Origin of the sequence: Archangium violaceum, assembly GCF_016859125.1 — a bacterium.
GTDB lineage: Bacteria > Myxococcota > Myxococcia > Myxococcales > Myxococcaceae > Archangium > Archangium violaceum_A.
In genome coordinates, this window is the sequence record NZ_CP069338.1 from 7,234,462 (window position 1) to 7,252,263 (window position 17,802).

19 protein-coding genes are annotated in these 17,802 nt (G+C 68.0%); 13 read left to right on the forward strand and 6 right to left on the reverse strand.

Annotation, left to right across the window (positions count from 1 at the left end; genetic code table 11):
- Positions 1-5 precede the first annotated feature (5 nt).
- From JQX13_RS31005 to JQX13_RS31025, 5 genes are all read left to right on the forward strand, one after another.
- Complete coding sequence (locus tag JQX13_RS31005; protein ID WP_203412283.1) at positions 6-401, forward strand: TIGR02266 family protein; 396 nt, start codon at positions 6-8, stop codon at positions 399-401.
- Positions 402-435: 34 nt separating this feature from the next.
- The gene (locus JQX13_RS31010) at positions 436-936 is read left to right on the forward strand and encodes a DUF192 domain-containing protein (protein WP_239013957.1); all 501 of its coding nucleotides are present in this window, start codon (positions 436-438) and stop codon (positions 934-936) included.
- Positions 937-1,004: 68 nt separating this feature from the next.
- The gene (locus tag JQX13_RS31015) at positions 1,005-1,370 is read left to right on the forward strand and encodes an ArsR/SmtB family transcription factor (RefSeq protein WP_203403087.1); all 366 of its coding nucleotides are present in this window, start codon (positions 1,005-1,007) and stop codon (positions 1,368-1,370) included.
- 32 nt (positions 1,371-1,402) lie between these two features.
- On the forward strand, positions 1,403-2,530 hold the full coding sequence (arsB, locus tag JQX13_RS31020) for an ACR3 family arsenite efflux transporter (RefSeq protein WP_203403088.1): 1,128 nt from the start codon (positions 1,403-1,405) through the stop codon (positions 2,528-2,530).
- A complete protein-coding gene (locus JQX13_RS31025) occupies positions 2,527-2,928 on the forward strand; it encodes an arsenate reductase ArsC (protein WP_203403089.1) in 402 nt (133 codons plus the stop codon). Before arsB ends, JQX13_RS31025 begins: the two co-directional genes overlap by 4 nt.
- Positions 2,929-2,932: 4 nt before the next feature.
- Here JQX13_RS31025 and ybaK read toward each other — a convergent pair whose 3' ends face one another.
- From ybaK to cglC, 5 genes are all read right to left on the reverse strand, one after another.
- A complete protein-coding gene (gene ybaK, locus JQX13_RS31030; protein ID WP_203403090.1) occupies positions 2,933-3,409 on the reverse strand; it encodes a Cys-tRNA(Pro) deacylase in 477 nt (158 codons plus the stop codon).
- Positions 3,410-3,413: 4 nt separating this feature from the next.
- Complete coding sequence (gene purK / locus JQX13_RS31035) at positions 3,414-4,556, reverse strand: 5-(carboxyamino)imidazole ribonucleotide synthase (RefSeq protein WP_203403091.1); 1,143 nt, start codon at positions 4,554-4,556, stop codon at positions 3,414-3,416.
- On the reverse strand, positions 4,553-5,014 hold the full coding sequence (gene purE / locus JQX13_RS31040; protein ID WP_203412285.1) for a 5-(carboxyamino)imidazole ribonucleotide mutase: 462 nt from the start codon (positions 5,012-5,014) through the stop codon (positions 4,553-4,555). Before purE ends, purK begins: the two co-directional genes overlap by 4 nt.
- Positions 5,015-5,227: 213 nt before the next feature.
- A complete protein-coding gene (locus JQX13_RS31045) occupies positions 5,228-6,628 on the reverse strand; it encodes a vWA domain-containing protein (RefSeq protein WP_203403092.1) in 1,401 nt (466 codons plus the stop codon).
- An 84-nt stretch (positions 6,629-6,712) separates the two neighbouring features.
- A complete protein-coding gene (cglC, locus tag JQX13_RS31050) occupies positions 6,713-7,222 on the reverse strand; it encodes an adventurous gliding motility lipoprotein CglC (protein WP_203403093.1) in 510 nt (169 codons plus the stop codon).
- 302 nt (positions 7,223-7,524) lie between these two features.
- On the opposite strand from cglC, the gene JQX13_RS31055 reads away from it, so the two are divergent.
- The 8 genes from JQX13_RS31055 (at position 7,525) to JQX13_RS31090 (ending at position 16,191) form a co-directional block, all read left to right on the forward strand.
- Positions 7,525-8,349, forward strand: coding sequence for an outer membrane beta-barrel domain-containing protein (locus JQX13_RS31055; protein WP_203403094.1), 825 nt, complete (start codon positions 7,525-7,527; stop codon positions 8,347-8,349).
- Complete coding sequence (locus JQX13_RS31060) at positions 8,346-9,155, forward strand: outer membrane beta-barrel domain-containing protein (protein WP_203403095.1); 810 nt, start codon at positions 8,346-8,348, stop codon at positions 9,153-9,155. The genes JQX13_RS31055 and JQX13_RS31060 overlap by 4 nt, the downstream gene beginning before the upstream one ends.
- Positions 9,152-11,164, forward strand: coding sequence for an adventurous gliding motility protein GltC (gene gltC / locus JQX13_RS31065; protein ID WP_203403096.1), 2,013 nt, complete (start codon positions 9,152-9,154; stop codon positions 11,162-11,164). The genes JQX13_RS31060 and gltC overlap by 4 nt, the downstream gene beginning before the upstream one ends.
- 122 nt (positions 11,165-11,286) lie before the next feature.
- Positions 11,287-12,315: a phosphate acyltransferase PlsX gene (plsX, locus tag JQX13_RS31070; protein ID WP_203403097.1), complete on the forward strand. Its 1,029-nt coding sequence runs from the start codon at positions 11,287-11,289 to the stop codon at positions 12,313-12,315.
- Positions 12,312-13,349 (forward strand): phosphatase domain-containing protein, encoded by a 1,038-nt coding sequence (locus tag JQX13_RS31075; protein WP_203403098.1) that lies wholly within the window; start codon positions 12,312-12,314, stop codon positions 13,347-13,349. The genes plsX and JQX13_RS31075 overlap by 4 nt, the downstream gene beginning before the upstream one ends.
- Positions 13,350-13,381: 32 nt before the next feature.
- Positions 13,382-14,164, forward strand: a complete 783-nt coding sequence (locus JQX13_RS31080) for a sugar nucleotide-binding protein (protein WP_203403099.1) — start codon at positions 13,382-13,384, stop codon at positions 14,162-14,164.
- A gap of 246 nt (positions 14,165-14,410) precedes the next feature.
- Entirely contained in the window at positions 14,411-15,085 is a 675-nt protein-coding gene (locus JQX13_RS31085) for an HAD family hydrolase (protein ID WP_343211022.1), read from the forward strand.
- Positions 15,082-16,191 carry a polyprenyl synthetase family protein gene (locus JQX13_RS31090; protein WP_203403101.1) on the forward strand — a complete coding sequence of 370 codons (1,110 nt, stop codon included), beginning with the start codon at positions 15,082-15,084 and terminating at the stop codon, positions 16,189-16,191. Before JQX13_RS31085 ends, JQX13_RS31090 begins: the two co-directional genes overlap by 4 nt.
- Before the next feature lie 337 nt (positions 16,192-16,528).
- On the opposite strand, the gene JQX13_RS31095 is transcribed toward JQX13_RS31090, so the two are convergent.
- The gene (locus JQX13_RS31095; protein ID WP_203403102.1) at positions 16,529-17,794 is read right to left on the reverse strand and encodes a dicarboxylate/amino acid:cation symporter; all 1,266 of its coding nucleotides are present in this window, start codon (positions 17,792-17,794) and stop codon (positions 16,529-16,531) included.
- Between the last annotated feature and the right edge of the window lie 8 nt (positions 17,795-17,802).

The window sequence follows — 17,802 nt, forward strand, 5'->3', positions numbered from 1 at the left end:
TCAGCATGGCCGAACAGAAGACAGGCGCTGAATTCCGCCAGCACGCTCGCGCGCCCATCGAGCTGAAGGTGGACTACAAGAAGCTCAACTCGTTCTTCGCGGACTACACGAAGAACATCTCGAAGGGTGGCACCTTCATCAAGACGAAGAAGCCGCTGCCCATCGGGACGCGCTTCCTCTTCAAGTTGACGGTGCCCCAGCGGGAGGTGCCCTTCGAGTTGCTCGGCGAGGTGGTCTGGTCCAAGGCCGACGCCGAGGAGCCCGGCATGGGCATCCGCTTCATCTACAACGACGAGCGCCAGCGCGCCGACTTCGAGGGCGTGGTGGAGCGGTTGATGGCGGACAGTCTTGGAGCGCAGCTCACGGAGAAGCTGCTCAACAAGCAGCTCCACCTGGGGTGAGTCCGCGCTGGTTGCGCGGGCTGGGTGCGTGCGGGTGTTGAGGTCCTGTCAGGCCGCCGAGGCCCGGGACAGGCAGTCCCCGCCGGCGGGTAGGAAGGTGAAGGACGTGAGCGCGGAGGATGACGTGGGGCCCACGCTGCCGAGGGCCTGGGTGCTGCTCGAGGACTCCCAGGGGGGTCTGCACCGGGTGGACGTGGAGGTCGCGGCTACGCCGGAGGCGCGTGAGCGTGGACTGATGTGGCGCACGGAGCTGCCCGCCGGCCAGGGCATGCTCTTCATCTTCCCATTGGAAGAAGTGCAGCGCTTCTGGATGCGCAACACGCTCATTCCGTTGGACATGATCTTCATCAACTCGGCGGGGCGGATCGTGGGCATCGTCGAGCGTGCCGTGCCGCGCTCCCGTGTCTCGCGCTCGGTGGGAGTGCCCGGGCGCTACGTGCTGGAGGTGCCCGGCGGCTGGTCCCAGTCGGTGGGCCTCGCGCGTGGTGGCGCCGTGCGGTTCGAGGGCCTGGAGTCCATCCAGGTCATCCCCTGACGGTGACGGACCGGCGCTCGTGAGGACGGGGTTGCGGCAGCAGGATATTCGAATATCGTTATGTCGTCATGTCCGCCGCCATTGCCTCATTGGACGTCCGTCAGGCCTCCCGCCTCTTCAAGGCGCTCGGGGACGAGACGCGCCTGCGAATCGTCGCGCTGCTCTCCCATGGGGAGCTGTGCGTGTGTCACGTGGAGTCGGCGCTGGGGCTCTCTCAGCCCAATGCCTCGCGCCAGCTCGGGGTGTTGCGCTCCGCCGGCATCGTCGAGCCGCGCCGGGAGGGGAGCTGGGTCTACTACAGGCTGGCTCCGCAGCTGGACGAGCTCTGCAAGCAGCAACTCAAGACGCTGGTGGGCGCGTTCTCCCGCCGCGAGGTGCTGAAACAGGACGTGGAGCGCCTCCTCGAGACGCGAGGCCCCTCCTCGTGCCGGTGACGAAAACCCCTACCTGGAACCCCTTTCACGCCATGACCTCCGCGGCAGCCTCCTCCGACAGCGTCGTCAAGAAGCTCTCGTTCATCGACCGGTTCCTCCCGGTGTGGATCTTCGCCGCCATGGGACTCGGTATCGGCCTGGGGAGGGCCTTTCCCGACCTGGGCGCGCGACTGGACACGGTGAAGCTGGACACGGTGTCGCTGCCCATCGCGCTCGGGCTGTTGTGGATGATGTACCCGGTGCTGGCGAAGGTGCGCTACGGCGAGCTGGGCCGGCTGCGCTCGCGAGGCAGGCTCTTCGGCGTCTCGCTCTTCCTCAACTGGGTGGTGGGTCCGGTGTTGATGTTCGCGCTGGCGTGGCTGCTGCTGCCGGACCTGCCGCACTACCGCACGGGCCTCATCCTCATCGGCCTGGCGCGCTGCATCGCCATGGTGCTGGTGTGGAACATGCTCGCCTGCGGCAGCAACGAGCTGGCGGCGGTGCTGGTGGCGCTCAACTCGCTCTTCCAGATCCTCTTCTACTCGGTGCTGGGCTGGCTCTTCATCACGGTCATTCCGGGCTGGTTCGGGGCGGAGGGGGCGGCGTTCGACGTGTCCATGTGGAGCATCGCGAAGAGCGTGCTCATCTTCCTCGGCGTGCCGCTGGTGGCGGGGGCGCTGACCCGCTGGGGGCTCACCCGGCTCAAGGGAGAGGCGTGGTACGAGACGAAGTTCCTCCCCCGCCTGGGGCCCACGGCGCTGCTCGGGTTGCTCTACACCATCGTCCTGATGTTCGCGATGCAGGGGGAGAAGATCACCCGGCTGCCGCTGGACGTGGTGCGCATCTCCATCCCGCTGCTCCTCTATTTCGCCATCATGTTCACCTCCGCGTTCTTCCTCTCGCGGAAGATGGGCTTCAGCTACGAGGAGACGGCCTCGTTGTCCTTCACCGCGGCGGGCAACAACTTCGAGCTGGCCATCGCCGTGGCGGTGGGCGTGTTCGGGATGGCCTCGGGAGAAGCCCTGGCGGGGGTGGTGGGTCCACTCATCGAGGTGCCCGCGCTCATCGCGCTCGTCTACCTCTCGCTGTGGCTGCGGCGCCGCTTCTTCCCGGAGTCGGAGTCCGCCGTTCTGCCCCGCCGCTTCGGCGGTGGTTCATCCCCTCGACAGGAGAGCGCATGAAGACGGTCATCTTCGCCTGTGTCCACAACGCCGGCCGCTCGCAGATGGCGGCGGCCTTCTTCAACGCGCTGGCGGACGGAACGAAGGCTCGAGCCGTGTCCGCTGGAACGCAGCCCGGTGAGCGCGTGCACCCGGAGGTACGGGACGCCATGGCCGAGGTGGGCATCGATCTGTCGGGTGCCAGGCCCCAGCGTCTCACGGACGAGCTGGCCCAGGACGCGCAGTGGCTCGTCACCATGGGTTGTGGCGAGGCCTGTCCCCACGTGCCGGGCTTGAAGCGCGACGACTGGCCCCTGGAGGATCCCAAGGGAAAGCCCGTGGAGCGCGTGCGACAGATTCGTGACGAGGTGCGCTCGCGCGTGTCGGCCTTCCTGGCCCGAGAGGGCTGGGCGAAGTAGCCGCCTACGCCTTGTCGCGCGAGATGGGCCCCACCTTGCCCTTGGTGACCTTCAAGTAGTCCGCGGGCGCGAGGAGGAGCTGCGTTCCGCGGACCCCGGCGGACACGGAGACGACATCGAAGAGCTCGAGCGTCTCGTCCACGTACACGGGGTACTCCTTCTTGCCCCCGATGGCCGTGACGCCGCCGCGGATGTAGCCCGTGAGCGGCTGGAGCTCCTTGAGCGGCACGGTGTCCACCTTCCGGTCGCCGCTCAGTCGTGCGAGGGCCTTGAGATCCAACTCGCCATTGCCGGGCACCACGGCCATGAGCACGCCGGTCCGGTCCCCGCGCGCCACGAGCGTCTTGAAGACCTGCTCCGCGGGCAGCCCCACCTTGGCGGCCACCGTTTCCGCGGAGAGATCCTCCGGATCCACGTCGTACTCGCGCAGCTCGTAGCGGACGCCGAGCGAGTCCAACAGCCGTGCCGCGTTCGTCTTCATGGTGTCACGCTCCTAGAGCTTGACGGGCGGCCGAGATGCGGGCCAGGGCTTCCTCGGGCGTGGCGCCCACGGCGGACAGGTGCCCCATCTTCCGGCCCTTGCGCGCCTCCCGCTTGCCGTACAGGTGCAGCCGCACGCCCGGCATGGCCAGCACGGACTCGAACTTCGGTCCGCCCTCGCGCAGCCACAGGTCGCCCAGCAGGTTGACGATGGCCGCCGGCCGGACCACCTCCACCGAGCCCAGCGGCAGGTTGCACACCGCGCGCACCGCCTGCTCGAACTGGCTGGTGAGGCAGGCCACCTCCGTGGCGTGGAAGCTGTTGTGCGGGCGCGGCGCCAGCTCGTTCACCAGCAGCCGGCCGTCCTTCAACAGGAACATCTCCACCACCAGCAGGCCCTCGACCTCGAGCGCCGTGGCCATGGCGCGGGCGATCTCCGTCGCCTCCTGGCTCACCTTCGGAGGCACCTGGCCGGGCAGCAGCGACCAGTCGAGAATCCGCTCCTCGTGGTGGTTGTAGGCCGGCGGGTACACCGCCACCTCGCCGTTGGGCGAGCGCGCCACCAGCACGGAGAGCTCGGACTCCAGCTCCAGCGCGGCCTCCACCACCACCGGGCGCTGGCCCAGCTCGCGCCACGCCTCGGGCGACTCGGTGGCGGACTTCACCTGGTACTGGCCCCGGCCGTCGTAGCCGCCCTCGCAGACCTTCACGAAGCAGCGGCCACCCAGCTCCGTCGCCGCCGCGGCCAGCTCCGCCTCGGTGTCCGACTGCTTCCAGGGCCCCTGCGGAAAGCCGTGCTTCGCCAGCCACGCCCGCTGCCGTCCGCGGTTCTGCACCACCTCCAGCACCGAGGGACCCGGCCGCAGCGGCGCATGCCGGGCGACGGCGCGCAGGGTGGTCAGGGGGATCTTCTCGATCTCCAGCGTCACCACGTCGCACGCGCGCGCCAGCCGGGCGGCCTCTTCCGCGCTGCCGAAGTCGGCCGTGTAGCACTGGTCCACCACGAAGCGGGCCGAGCACGCGGGGTCCGGATCCATGGCCTGCACCTGATAGCCGAGCGTGCGCGCGGACAGCGCCATCATCCGGCCCAGCTGCCCACCGCCGAGGATGCCGAGCGTTCCACCCGGCAGGACGGTCCTCTTGTTCATTCGATCTCCCGATCTCTGAGCACCTCGTCGGTGCGGGTCTGTCGCCAGGCGGCGAGCCGCGGGCGGATCTCCGGGTACTTGAGCGACAGGATGGCGGCGGCGTGCAGCGCGGCGTTGATGGCGCCCGGCTTGCCAATGGCCATGGTCCCCACCGGGACGCCCTTGGGCATCTGGACGATGGACATCAACGCGTCGAAGCCGTTGAGCACCGTGGCGGGGATGGGGATGCCGAGCACCGGCAGCAGCGTCTTGCTGGCCACCATGCCCGGCAGGTGGGCCGCGCCCCCCGCCGCCGCGATGATGACCGACAGCCCTCTCGCCTCCGCCGTCTCCGCGTACTGCATCATCCAGTCCGGCGTGCGATGGGCGGACACCACCCGCACCTCATGCGGAATGCCCAGCTCCTTCAGCACGTCGATGCCGGGGCGCAGATGCTCCAGATCGCTCTTGCCCCCCATGATGACGCCCACCCACGGTGTCGCGCTCAAGCTCTCGCCTCCTATGCGCCCTCCTGGTGGTTCCAGGAGGTGCGAGGAACGCGGAGATAGGGTGGGGGGATTCCGTAGGTCAACCGGAAGCGTACGGCGGGTCCTGAAATCCCAGGAGAGGGGTCAGGGGGACGACCCTCACCCCAGCCCTCTCCCAGAGGGAGAGGGGGTTTTCACGGGGGCTTAGTAGGTGGAGGTGATCTTCCCGAAGCTCTTCGCCGCCCGGCTCTTCGTGCGCTTGATCGCCGCCCCCACCGCCTCATCGTCGTCCGCCTGCTCGTAGTCCTGGAGGACGGCCTGCTGCTCGGCGAGGTCCGCCTGCACCGCTGCGGGGCTCGCCACCGCGCTCGCCTCGTGGAAGAGCGCCTGGTTGCGCATCACGTAGCCCTTCGCCTCCTCCCTGCGTCCCTCTCGCAGGGCCTGGGCCGCCAGCTTCAGGTTCTTCGCGCTCAGCGCCCGCGTCGCGTACACCGTGGCGTCCTTGTCCTGCCGCGCCAGCACCTCCTCCCGCCGCTCCGTCACCATCGCCGACAGGCTCGCCGCGCTCTCCACCCCCGCGTTCCTCAGCAGGTCCGTGTACGTCAGCTTCAGCCCCGTGACGTCCACCGCGCTCCCTGGCCTCGTGCCCACCACCGTGAGCCGCGCCACCACGCGCTCCACCTGGCCCGAGGAGAAGTCCGGCAGCGGGATCCGCACCGTGCGCCCCTCCTGGTGCGCGCGGTAGCCCAGCACCTCACCCAGCGTCACGCCCTCGGGCAGCTCGAAGGACAGCTCCACGCCCCGCGCCACGCTGGTGGTGGCCTGCCGCAGGTCCTTCTGGAAGAGCGTGGCCAGCTGCCCCGCGTCCTCCAGGAAGCCGTACGCGCCCGCGCCGTACTCGGCGAAGCCCTGCATCAGGTCCTCGTTGAAGTCCGTGCCCACGCCGATGGCGCTCACGGTAATGCCCTCGGCGCGGATGCCCTTCACCACCTCCGTGAGGCCCGCGTCGTCGGTGATGCCCTCGGTGGCCTGACCATCGCTCATCAGGATGATGCGGTTGACGGAGTAGTCGCCCCGTGACGCCGTCACGTGCGAGCGGCCCGCGTGCAGCCCGGCGCCGATGTTGGTGCCGCCGTCGTCCCAGATGCCTTCGATGTACTGGATCATCCGCTCCCGGTTGGAGGGAGTGGCTGGCAGGGCCGGCAGGCTCTTCACATCCGAGCCGTAGTGCACGATGGCGAGCCGGTCCTCCGGGCCCAGCAGTCCCACGAGGTGCCGCGCGGCCTGCCTGGCCTGTTGCAGCTTGTAGCCGCTCATGGAGCCCGAGCGGTCGATGACCACCGCCAGGTTCACCGGGGTGCGCCTGGAGCCAGGGACTTCCACGCCGGTCAAATCCACCGTGACGAAGAGATCCGCGCTGCCCGGGGTGATGTAGGGGTGCGACAACCGGCTCGTCATCGTCAACGAGCCGTTGGACGCGGTGGCCGGCCGCGGCGTTGGCACCGGGCTGGCGGGGTGGGGCGGCGCCAGCCGGGGCAGGCCCAGCACCAAAGCGGTGAGGGCGAGTCCAGCGGCCAGCGAGACGAAGGCAACCGTCTTGTTCATGACAGAGGGCTCCTTGTGGTGAGGGCCCCGCTGTCCACGTCCGGCGCGCGGAAAAGTTCTACGCCGCCGGGCGCCCGGTGTGCGTCAGTTCTCCGTCGGGGTGGAGGCGGCGCAGAAGTAGGGAGAGGAGTTCTCCCCGAACGTCGCGCGGTACTCCTCCGGGCTGTTCGCGCGCATGTAGTCCAGGGCCTGCTGATCCAGCAGGAGGGGGCGGCAGCTCATGCTCGCCTTGACCTCCGCGGACGCTTCCGGGTGGTTGACGGCGCAGGGGCTCTGGATCTGGGGCGCGCCATCGTCGGACGGCACGCACGCCTTGCTGCAGTAGCCCAGGACGCGCAGGCCATCGCCCTCGCCGCTGGTCTGGATGGGCGAGTTCGCATCCCGCACGCAGACGAGCTCCTCGCAATCCAACGCGCCGAAGGAGATGAAGTCCTTATCCCCCTCCCCGATGTCCTCCAGGGTGACGGGATCGGACTTCTCGCCCTCCTTGGTCGACTTCTTCACCAGCACGCAGGGCTTGCCAATATCGGAAGGAACCTCGCACCCGCCGCACAGCAGGGCGGCACCCACCAGTAGAGCCAGACGCGCAGACATCGACGTGCACCTCATGAGTCGCATGTGAGAGGCCACGGTAACACAGTGGCTTCGCATGCCAACCGGTACCGTGGTCGCACGGATGCTCACTCCACGAGAACCGTGACCGCTCACTCTGCAAGAATACCGAGTGGATACACGAAGGAGGGTTTCAGGCACACCTCGGCGGATACACAGAGAGCAGGCGAGCTTTGATCGGTTGATGGTTTGCGAGCGTGGCGGATAGGATGCTCGAAGTGCATCAGCCTCCGGTTCTTTCGGAATCGGCTGGCGGACGCCCCCATGACACGGAGCTCCCGGAAGTGAATCGCCTCCAGGCCATCGTGCTCGCGTTGTGCATCGCGCCAGCATCGGCACTTGCCCAGAACCAGGAAGACGCGGGGCTCGGACTCGATCTGAGCGGTAATGAAAAGCCCCAGGAAGAGACCGAGAACCTCGCGGAGCCGCCCGCGGAGGAGCCACCACCGCTGACGTCCACGGCGGAGGCTCCCCCAGCCGAGCCGCTGACGCCGGCCGAGCGTGACGTGACGCTCGACGACCGCGTCAAGAGCGTGCAGCGCAAGGTGTACCTGAAGAAGGGACGCTTCGAGCTGACGCCGCTCATCACCCTCTCGGTGAACGACCCCTACTACACGAAGGTGGGCGCCGCGGTGCGTGGGGCGTACTACCTGGCGGACACGCTTTCGATTGCCGCGCGTGTGTCCGCGATGCAGGTGCTGCCCGAGGATGACGTGCGCATCGCCAAGCGCACCTTCCAGAGCCGCATCTTCTACTCGGTGCCGCAGTGGTCGGCCATGGGTGACGTGGAGTGGAGCCCGATCTACGGCAAGGTGGCCTTCCTCAACGACATCCTCCACTTCGATGCCTACCTGCTGGCCGGCATGGGCGTGGTCAACACGGAAATGTCCCGGGTGGAGGACCGTGGCCCCAGCCTCGCCGCCGACCTGGGCATCGGCATGCGCTTCGTGGCCCGCGACTACCTCGCGGTCAACGTGGCGCTCATCAACACGTCCTACGTGGACCAGCCCCTCAATACCAGCAAGGGCGCTACCCAGAACCTCATGACCCTCAATGCCGGAATCTCCTTCTTCTTCCCGATGAAGTCGACCGGTCGGGAGGCCGAATGAAGACCGCCACCCGTTTGCTTCTCGCGCTCTGTCTGGCGCCCATGTCCGCCCTGGCTCAGGACGCGGCACCCGCCACGCCCGCGCCCGCCGCTCCCGCGAAGCCGTCCGCCCCCGCCGCCTCCTCCGGCTCCTCCGAGCAGGAGGCCGGTGACGTGTCGGAGGTGGACAAGGACCGGCTCGGGCCTCTGCGCGAGCGCGTCCGTCCCGTCTCCGGCCACCTCTTCCTCAAGAAGGGCCGCTTCGAGCTCAGCCCCTCGGCCACGCTCTCCGTCAAGGATGCCTTCTTCACCAAGTACATCCTGGGCGGCGCGCTCACCTACCACGCCACGGAGACGTTGGGCGTGAGCCTGCGCGCGGGCTACTCCATCCCCACCGTCGCTGGTGCCGCGCAGATCTGCTCCTTCGGCGGTGATGGCACCCGCGGTTGCCGCGTGCCCACCTTCGATGAGCTGGATGGGGATGCGCCCGGGCAGATCACCCTGCTCGGCGGGCTCGACCTGCAGTGGGCTCCCATCTACGGCAAGCTGTCGCTGCTGTCCGAGCAGTTCGTGCACTTCGACCTGTACGGCATCGGTGGCGCCACCGCGGTGCAGTACCGCGGTCCCGGTGCGACGGAGCTCACCGTCGGTGGCAACGTCGGTGTCGGCATGCGCTTCTTCCTCAACCGCTGGATGACGCTGCGCACCGAGTTCCGCGACCTCATCTACGTCGAGAAGGCCGTCAATCCCTCCACCACGTTGCGCAACCAGCTGCTGTTCGAGCTGGGTGTGTCGTTCTTCTTCCCCTCCGCCAACCCCGAGTCATGAAACGTCTGCTCCGGCCCCTCTGTCTCGCCACCCTCGGGCTCTCGTTGGCGTGGGCGACGCCCTCGCCCGCTCAGAGCTTCGAGGGTCTGGATATCTCCCAGCCCAAGAAGAAGAAGAAGAAGCCCACGCGCAAGTCGTCGCGCGGCAAGAAGCCCACGGCCGCCCAGTCCTCCGAGGACGAGTCCGACTCGGACTCCTCGGAATCCAGCGCCGCGGGTGACGCGTCCTCCGTCGCCGCTCCCGCCGACTCGGGCGCGGCGGCTGGCACTGCGTCCACGCCTGTGCCCGCTGCCGCGGAGGCTCCGGCCTCGTCCCCTCCGTCCATGGGGTTGGATCTGACGGCGGACGTTCCGCCCCCGGCCGCGCCCACCATGTCCTTCGACGCGGTGGACGTGTCCGGCAAGAGCGGTGATCGCCAGCGCCTGGACGTCGCCATCTCCCTCTTCAAGAACGAGGAGTACGAGAAGGCGGCGATGAGCTCCTTCGAGATGCTCCAGGACTCCAAGCTCGCCGGCCTCCACCTGGAGGCGCGCTACGTGCTGGCCAAGGCCCTCTACCGCATGGGGCTCTACCACTCGTCGCTGGGTGAGTTCTCGAAGATCCTCGCCGTGGGTCCGGAGACGAAGTTCTTCCGCACCAGCCTGGAGTGGCTCTTCTTCATCAGCCGCAAGACGAAGAACGAGACCGTCATCCTGGATGAGATCGCCCGCTACGCGAACCAGGAGTTCCCCGAGCGCTTCCGCAGCGAGTTCCATTACCTGCTGGCCCGCTACCACTTCGTGCGTGGCAAGGCGTTGGATCAGGTGGGCCGCTCGGAGGACGCGGACAAGAGCTTCAACGAGGTGAAGCGGCTGGCGCTGCTCATCCCGAAGACGGACGTGTTCTACCCCCGGGCCAAGTACCTCGAGGGTCTGTCCTTCTTCCGCTTCGGCAACCGGGCGAAGAGCGCCGCCGAGAAGCGCACGGACATCAACACCGTGGGCGCCATCGAGGCCATGAAGGAGATCATCCGCGTCACCCGCTCCAACGCGGGCCTGGACACCGAGCAGATCTCCGCGAACCAGAAGCTGCGCGAGCTGGCCTTCATGCAGCTGGCGCGCACCCACTACGGCATGCAGCAGAACCGCTACGCGCTCTTCTATTTCAACAAGGTGGAGCGCGGCACGTCTCAGTGGCTGGAGTCCATGTTCGAGGCCAGCTGGGCCAACTACCGCGTGGGCCAGTACGAGCAGGCGCTCGGCAACCTCATCACCCTGTCCTCGCCCTTCTTCCGGGAGGAGTACTTCCCCGAGGCGATGATCCTCAAGGCCGTCATCTATTACGAGAACTGCCGCTACCGCGAGTCCAGCCTCATCCTCCAGGACTTCGAGCGCACCTACCTGCCCGTTCATGATCAGCTCGAGCTGATTACGAGGAAGCAGATGGAGGCCAGCGAGTACTACGGCGTGCTCTCCGACGTGCAGAAGAAGAACAAGGAGGGCCTGGAGAAGAGCGAGACGGACGTCATCCTCGAGCGCATCCTCCGGCTGGCCCTCACGGACCAGGATCTGAAGAAGACGAACGAGTCCATCCTCGAGCTGGAGGGCGAGATGGACGCCTTCGGCGAGAAGGGTGACACCTTCCGTTACTCCGAGCTGTCCAAGCAGCTGCTCGAGGGCCTCAAGGTGCAGCGCACCAGCCTCATCGAGAAGGCCGGCATCATGGCCAAGGGCAAGCTGGAGACGGAACTGGTGGGCCTCAAGCAGCTCCTGGCGAACGGCCTGCGCATCAAGTTCGAGACCGTCTCCAAGGAGAAGGAGTTCCTCGAGGAGCAGCTCAAGGCCGGCGGCCAGGTCTCCATCGTGAAGAAGTACCGGTACTCGGTCGCCGTGGCGGACGACCAGCTCTACTGGCCGTACGAGGGCGAGTACTGGCGCGATGAGCTGGGCACCTACCAGTACACGCTCACCAAGGGCTGCATTCAGCGCGACACGGCCAACCGGACCATCCAGGCCAGCGAGTCCAACTGAGCCCGGGCCCCAGGTGGCTCCCTCCTCGTGGGGGGAGCCTCCCGGCACGCCCTTGTCGGGGGCTGGATCCCAGAGGATCCGGCCCCCTCTCGTTTTTCCCAACCGTGTAGGATGCTGCCTTCATGGCCACCAAGCTCGTCACCATTGCGTTCGACGTGATGGGGAGCGATCACGGCCCCGCGGAAGTCGTCAGGGGGGCCGCGCAGCTCTCGTTGGAGTCTCCTCACATCCACGTGTTGCTGGTGGGGGATAGAGCCCTCATCGACGACGCGCTCGCCGAGACGCGGCACAACGGCGAGCGCATCTCGGTGCAGCATGCCTCCGAGTTCGTCGCCATGGACGAGAAGCCGGCCGAGGCGTTGGCGCGCAAGCACGACGCGTCCGTGTCGGTGGCGGCGCGGCTCGTGGCCGAGGGCGAGGCGGATGCGCTCGTGTCCGCCGGTAACACGGGCGCGGGCGTGCTGTCCTGCGCCCGGCACTTCCAGCTGCTGCCGGGCGTGCGGCGCGCGGCGCTCGCGGCGGTGTACCCCACGCGGGCCCGTCACGGCGACAAGGCGGACCCGTTCTCGCTCATCCTCGACGTGGGCGCCACGGTGGAGGCCACCGCGGAGGACCTGGTGACGTTCGCGGTGATGGGGGCGGCCTACGCGCGCATCATCTCGCGCAACGAGAACCCCAAGGTGGCGCTGCTGTCCAACGGCACCGAGTCCACCAAGGGCCCGCGTCACGTGGTGGAGGCGCACTCGAGGCTCGCGGCGCTCTCCGGGCTGCAGTTCATCGGGAACGTGGAGGGCGTGGACATCCCCAAGGGCACGGCGGACGTGGTGGTGACGGACGGCTTCGTCGGTAACGTCTGTCTGAAGATGCTGGAAGGCGTGCACGAGACGGTGGTGGAGCTGGCCCAGTACGCGTACAAGGAGAGCCTGCGCTGGCGGGCCGGACTGGCCATGCTGTCCGGTGGCATCCAGCGCATCAAGGACATCACCGATTGGGAGCAGTACGGGGGTGCACCGGTGCTCGGGTTCGATCGGATCTTCATCAAGGCCCATGGCCGTTCGAAGGCACAAGCCATCGCCAACGCCGGCAAGGTGGCCGCCAAGGCGGTGGCCCATGAGCTCGGCACGGCCATCCAGCAGGGTCTGGCGCGGTGAGCCTTCCGGATCGCATCGACCCCAGGCCCCCGCGCCGCATCTACCGCTGGGACCTGGACAAGACGTACCTGCAGACGGAGTTCGACTCGCTGCGGGATCTGCTGCGCACGGCCTTCCAGAAGGCCCACGAGAAGCAGGCCGTGCCGGGGGCATCCGCGCTCATCCGCGAGTTGGCGGAGAACGGGGACTCGCGCCTGTGCATCGTCTCCGGAAGCCCCAAGCAGATGCGCTCGGTGCTGGAGGAGAAGCTCAAGCTGGACGGCGTGGTGTGGGACGAGTTCGTCCTCAAGGACAACGTGGGCAACCTGATGCGCGGGCGCTTCCGCGCCCTGCGCGGGCAGGTCGGCTACAAGCTGCCCGCCATCCTGGAGAGCCGCGCCAACGCGCCCGTGGAGGCCGAGGAGGTTCTCTTCGGGGATGACGCCGAGGCGGACGCCTTCATCTACTCGCTCTTCGCGGACATGGTCGCCGGGCGCGTGGACGAGCGGGTGCTCACGCAGATCCTCGAGGCGGCGGCGGTGTACCCGGACGAGGCCGAGCGGGTGCTCGCCGCGTGGAAGAAGATTCCCGTGTCGGATCCGGTGCGGCGCATCTTCATCCACCTGGATCGGCTGACGCCGCCGGCGCACTTCGCCAACTACGGCCCGCGCGTGGTGCCCATCTTCAACTACTTCCAGGCCGCGCTGGTGCTGCTCGCAGATGGCCACCTGACGGCCCCGCAGGTCATCAAGATCGCGGTGGAGATGGTGCAGACGGCGGGACACAACATCATCACGCTGTCCAACTCGTTCCAGGACCTGCTGCGCCGGGGCCTGCCGCTGCAGCAGGCGGCGGCGGCGCTGGTGCAGGCGCTGGAGGGGCCCAACGCGCTCATGCAGGCGCTGCGGCCGATGCCGGACATCATCTCGGCGTTCACCAAGCGGCTCGCCGCGCTGGGGACTCCGCCGCCTCCGCCGCCGGTGCAGGCGGTGGACTACCTGGAGCTCATCCACCACGCGCTTCCGCGGACGCACAAGGCGCGGAAGACGCAGTAGGCCCTGGCGCCTCGTGCGCGGGAGACACGGGAATGAAGGCCATCGTCACGGGTGCGAACGGGACTGTCGGCTCCCGGTTGTGCGAGCACCTGCGGAGCCTCGGTGTCGAGGTGGTCCGCTGGGAGCGCGACCGGGTCCCGGTGGATGACTATTGGGCGATGGAGGGCTTCGTGCGCTCGGTGGCGCCGGACGTGCTCTTCCACCTGGCGACGGCCTCCCGGCCCACGGGCCGGCCCAACGAGTCGTGGCTCGTCAACTACGAGTGGACGAGCGAGCTCGCGTGGATCACCCGGCAGTTGGGCGTACGCTTCGTGTTCTCCAGCACGGCGATGGTGTTCTCGGACCAGGCGCGCGGGCCCTTCACGGTGGACTCGGTGCCGGAGGCGCCCGAGGGCTACGGGTACGAGAAGCGGCGCGCCGAGGAGCGGGTCTTCCAGCAGAACCCCGAGGCGCGCGTGGCGCGACTGGGATGGCAGATCGACGACCAGCCCTCGGGCAACAACATGCTGGCCGCGCTCGAGACGCAGATGCGCGAGCGGGGCCGGGTGGAGGCGAGCACGCGGTGGTTTCCCGCCTGCTCCTTCCTGGATGACACCGTGCGGGCGCTGCTGGCTCTCGCGTGGGCGGAGCCGGGGCTCTACCTGCTCGACGCGAACGAGCGGTGGACGTACTACGAGATCGTCCGCGCGCTGAACGAGCGGCACGGTGGCCGGTGGCAGGTGGAGCCCACCGAGCACTTCGTGTTCGACCAGCGCATGATGGACGACCGGGTGGTGCTGCCCTCGCTCAAGGCCCGGCTTCCGGGCCTGGGTTGATGGACGGCCCTTCGCTCGGGGCCTCTCATCCAGCGAGGAACCGTTGGCCCATGTTCCTCTTGTATGGGTAATAAATTCCATCATGACCGTTATTTCGGCTCAGTCCAGGAATCCTTGGCTTGATGAGTGATACCGGTCATGACATCTACTCGTCACGGTGGATGTGTGTCTTGAGCAGGGAACTGGAGCCCCCCCATCAAGTATGTCTTTTCTCGTCGTGACGTGACGACGAGAAAGGGTGGGGACATGTCAATCCATGCCGTAATTTTCGACCGCGACGGTGTGCTGACGTATTTTGATTTCGCGCCGGCGTTGGAACTCTTTCGTGACTTGCCTCGGATTCCATTCGAGGCGGTGCGCCAGCACTGGTTCTCGTGGTGCCGCGTTACCGGAACCCCGCGCACCGTGGAGGCCGAGCGCCAGTTCCTCGCGGGCTTCTGGGATGAGCTCTGTGACGAGTGGTCCCTGGATGCGGGGGTGCGCGAGCGGTTCCACCGGTTCGATTACACGCGGACGATCCGTGCCTTCTCGGACGCCCGACCCACGCTGCTCGCCGTGCGCGAGCGGGGCCTCCGGGTCGGGGTCCTCTCCAATTTCCCCATGGCCAGCATCGAGGCATCACTGACGGCCGCGGGGCTGGGCGACCTGGTCGACGTGACGTGTGCGGCGCCCGTCATCGGGGCGTCCAAGCCGGAACCCGCGGCCTACCTCCATGCCCTGGCGGCCCTGGGCGTCTCCGCGGACGAGTGCCTGCTGGTCGATGACGAGGAGGCCTGTGTCGAGGGCGCGCGGGCCGTGGGCATCCGCGCGTTCCTCCTGGATCGCGCGGCATCTGGTCGCGGAGGAGGAGCGGCCACGCTTGGCGGCCTGGAAGCGCTCTCCCCGATGCTGGACATGCGCCTTCATGAGGGGACGCCATGATTCACGAGGCCGTTGTCCCCCCTTCCTCCGGGCAGCCCGTCCTCTTCCCGGGGAAGTTCCAGGGCATCTTCTCGCGGGTGCGCTCGCGTTATGCCCCGCTGTTGGAGGAGGCCCGGGCGACCCTGCGCGCCCTGCCGGTCCCGTCCGCGGTCCGCGAGTTCTACACCTACGGAGTCCTGGAGCATGCGCAGCCATCGTTCATGCTGCTGCCGTTGATGTACCTCATCATGGCGGAGCACGCGGGTGGCATCACTCCCCGGCATCGCCGCTACCTGCCGTGGTACATGCTCGCGATGGAGCTGGTGGCCGTCCTCGATGACACCGTGGATCACACACCCTTCCGCTCGGGCCGGATGACGTACCCCCGGCGGTTCGGCGAGTCCTCCGCGGCCTCCTTCTCCGGCTTCCTGATGAGCACCCTCTTCCGGAAGACCGCCGAGACGGAGCCGGTGCTGCTGCCACTCGTGGCGGACCTGTTCGAGCAGCTCTGCGCGCTGCAGACCTGGGAAAACCACTCCCGCTATCCCGAGACCTCGCCGGAGGTGCTTGCCCGCTGGCTCCAGTACCACTACGACGCGGTGGCTCCCGCGATCGCGCAGGCGTTCAACGGGGCGCTGGCGCTCCATGGCCGCGAGCCCATTCCTCGCGAGGTGTGCACCCGTTTCGGGGACCTCATGCAGGACGTGGACGACATCGTGAACTTCCTGGAGAAGCGTGAGGCGGACGGGGAGAACGACGATTTGAAGATGGGGATCGTCACCCAGATGCTGCTGGCCACGGTCCGCGCGGACGGTTCGGCACGGGAGGCCCTGGAGGCGCTGTGGAGCCCCTATCGGGCGCTGCCCCTGGTCTCCCAGGAGGAGTTCTCGGTGGGCCTGGAGCACTGCCACCAGCGGACCCGGGCCGAGTACCAACGGATGGCGGAGTTGCTTCGGCGCCAGGGTCTGCCGGTCGCTCTGCGGAAGGTGCTCGCGGACGCGGAGGCTTGCGTCGAGGCCACTCCCGCTCCGCTGCGGCCGTGCATGCGTGACATGGTCCAGGCGTTCGTCAACCGACTGCACTTCTTCGGACTGCCGGGCCACATGCCCACGCCTCGCTTGGAATGAGGGCCCTTGAAGGGGGAGCGGACATGAAGCGTATCGAGGGACCTCTGACGGCCACGGTGCTCCTGGGTCTGGTCTCGGCGTGTGAATCGCCGTTCGAGTCCCTGGAGCTCTGCTCTGCTCGAGGCGATTCCACGGGGCGTGTCCACGTCTCGTGCTTTGCCCACCAGGACGATACCGGTCGCATCGACGAGTTCGTCTCCTTCTCACAAACTTCCGCTCGGGCGAGACCTCCCTGACGGAGAGCGCCACGTTGCGCCAGCTCCTCTCCGACAAGGACATGCAGTGGACGGCGGACTGGAGCTACGGCGAGGCGTTGCACTTCACCCGGTAGGCCGGGCTAGGGCGCCTCCTCCAACCCGACATTGCTGGAGGCCCGGTCGTACACGGCCATGTCGAGCAACCCTTCCTCCCTGGCCACCAGGACCGGTACCAGCATCTGGCCGGTGACATTGGTCAGGGTGCGCATCATGTCCAGGATGCGATCGATGGCGAGCAGGTAGCCCAGCCCCTCCAGGGGCAGCCCGGCGGAGCTGAGCACCACCGTGGCCATCACCACCGCCGTCCCCGGCACGCCCGCGGTGCCGAAGCTGCCGAGCACCGAGGCCAGCAGGATGATGAAGTACTGCGACGCCGACAGCTCCAGGCCGAAGTACTGCGCGACGAAGAGGGAGGCGAGGGCCGGGTAGATGGCGCCGCAGCCGTCCATCTTGATGCTGGCGCCCAGCGGCACCGCGAAGGCCGCGTAGTCGCGGTTCACCCCGAGGTTGTGCGTGACGCTGCGCAGGGCCACGGGCATGGACGCGAAGCTGGACGAGCTGACGAAGGCCACCTGCATCCCGGGCGCCGCGCCCCGGAAGAAGCGCAGCGGATTGAGCCCGTGCGCCAGCAGCAGGCCCCCGTAGACGAACACGAGGTGCAGCGCGCAGGCCACGTACAACGCGAGCACGAACCGGCCCAGCGGTAGCAGGCGCTCGAAGCCGTAGGTGCCCACCAGGGCGGCGATGAGCCCGAAGGTCCCGAGCGGGGTCAGCTCCAGCACGAAGCGGGTGACCTGGATCATCGCCTCGCTGGCCTCGCCCACCAGCGCGCGCAGCCTCGCCGTCTTCTCGCCCAGCTTGACCAGCGCGAAGCCCAGCAGGCCGGCGAAGAAGATGACCTGGAGGATCTTCCCCTCCGCCAAGGCGGCGAAGGGATTGGTCGGTACCACGCCCAGCAGCACCTGCACCGGCCCCGGTACCTCGCGCGGCTTGTAGCCCTCGGCCATGAAGAGCGTGCCCACGCCGAGCCCCGGGCGGAGCAGGGCGGCGGTGCCCAGTCCCACGCCCACCGCCAGCGCCGCGGTGACGGCGAACCACAGGAACGTCTTGCCGCCCAGCGCCGCCACGCTCTTCTGCCCGTGCAGCGCCGACACCGCATGGATGACCGCGAAGAACACCAGCGGCGTGGCGATCATCCGGATGAGGTTGACGTACAGCGTGCCCAGCGGCTGCAGCCAGGGCCCCGCCGCTTCGCCCATTCCCCAGCCTGCCAGCGCGCCGAGCACGAAACCGCCCAGCACGCGCTGCCAGAACGGAATGCGGAACCACCAGGACACCAGCTTCATGGGCGCTG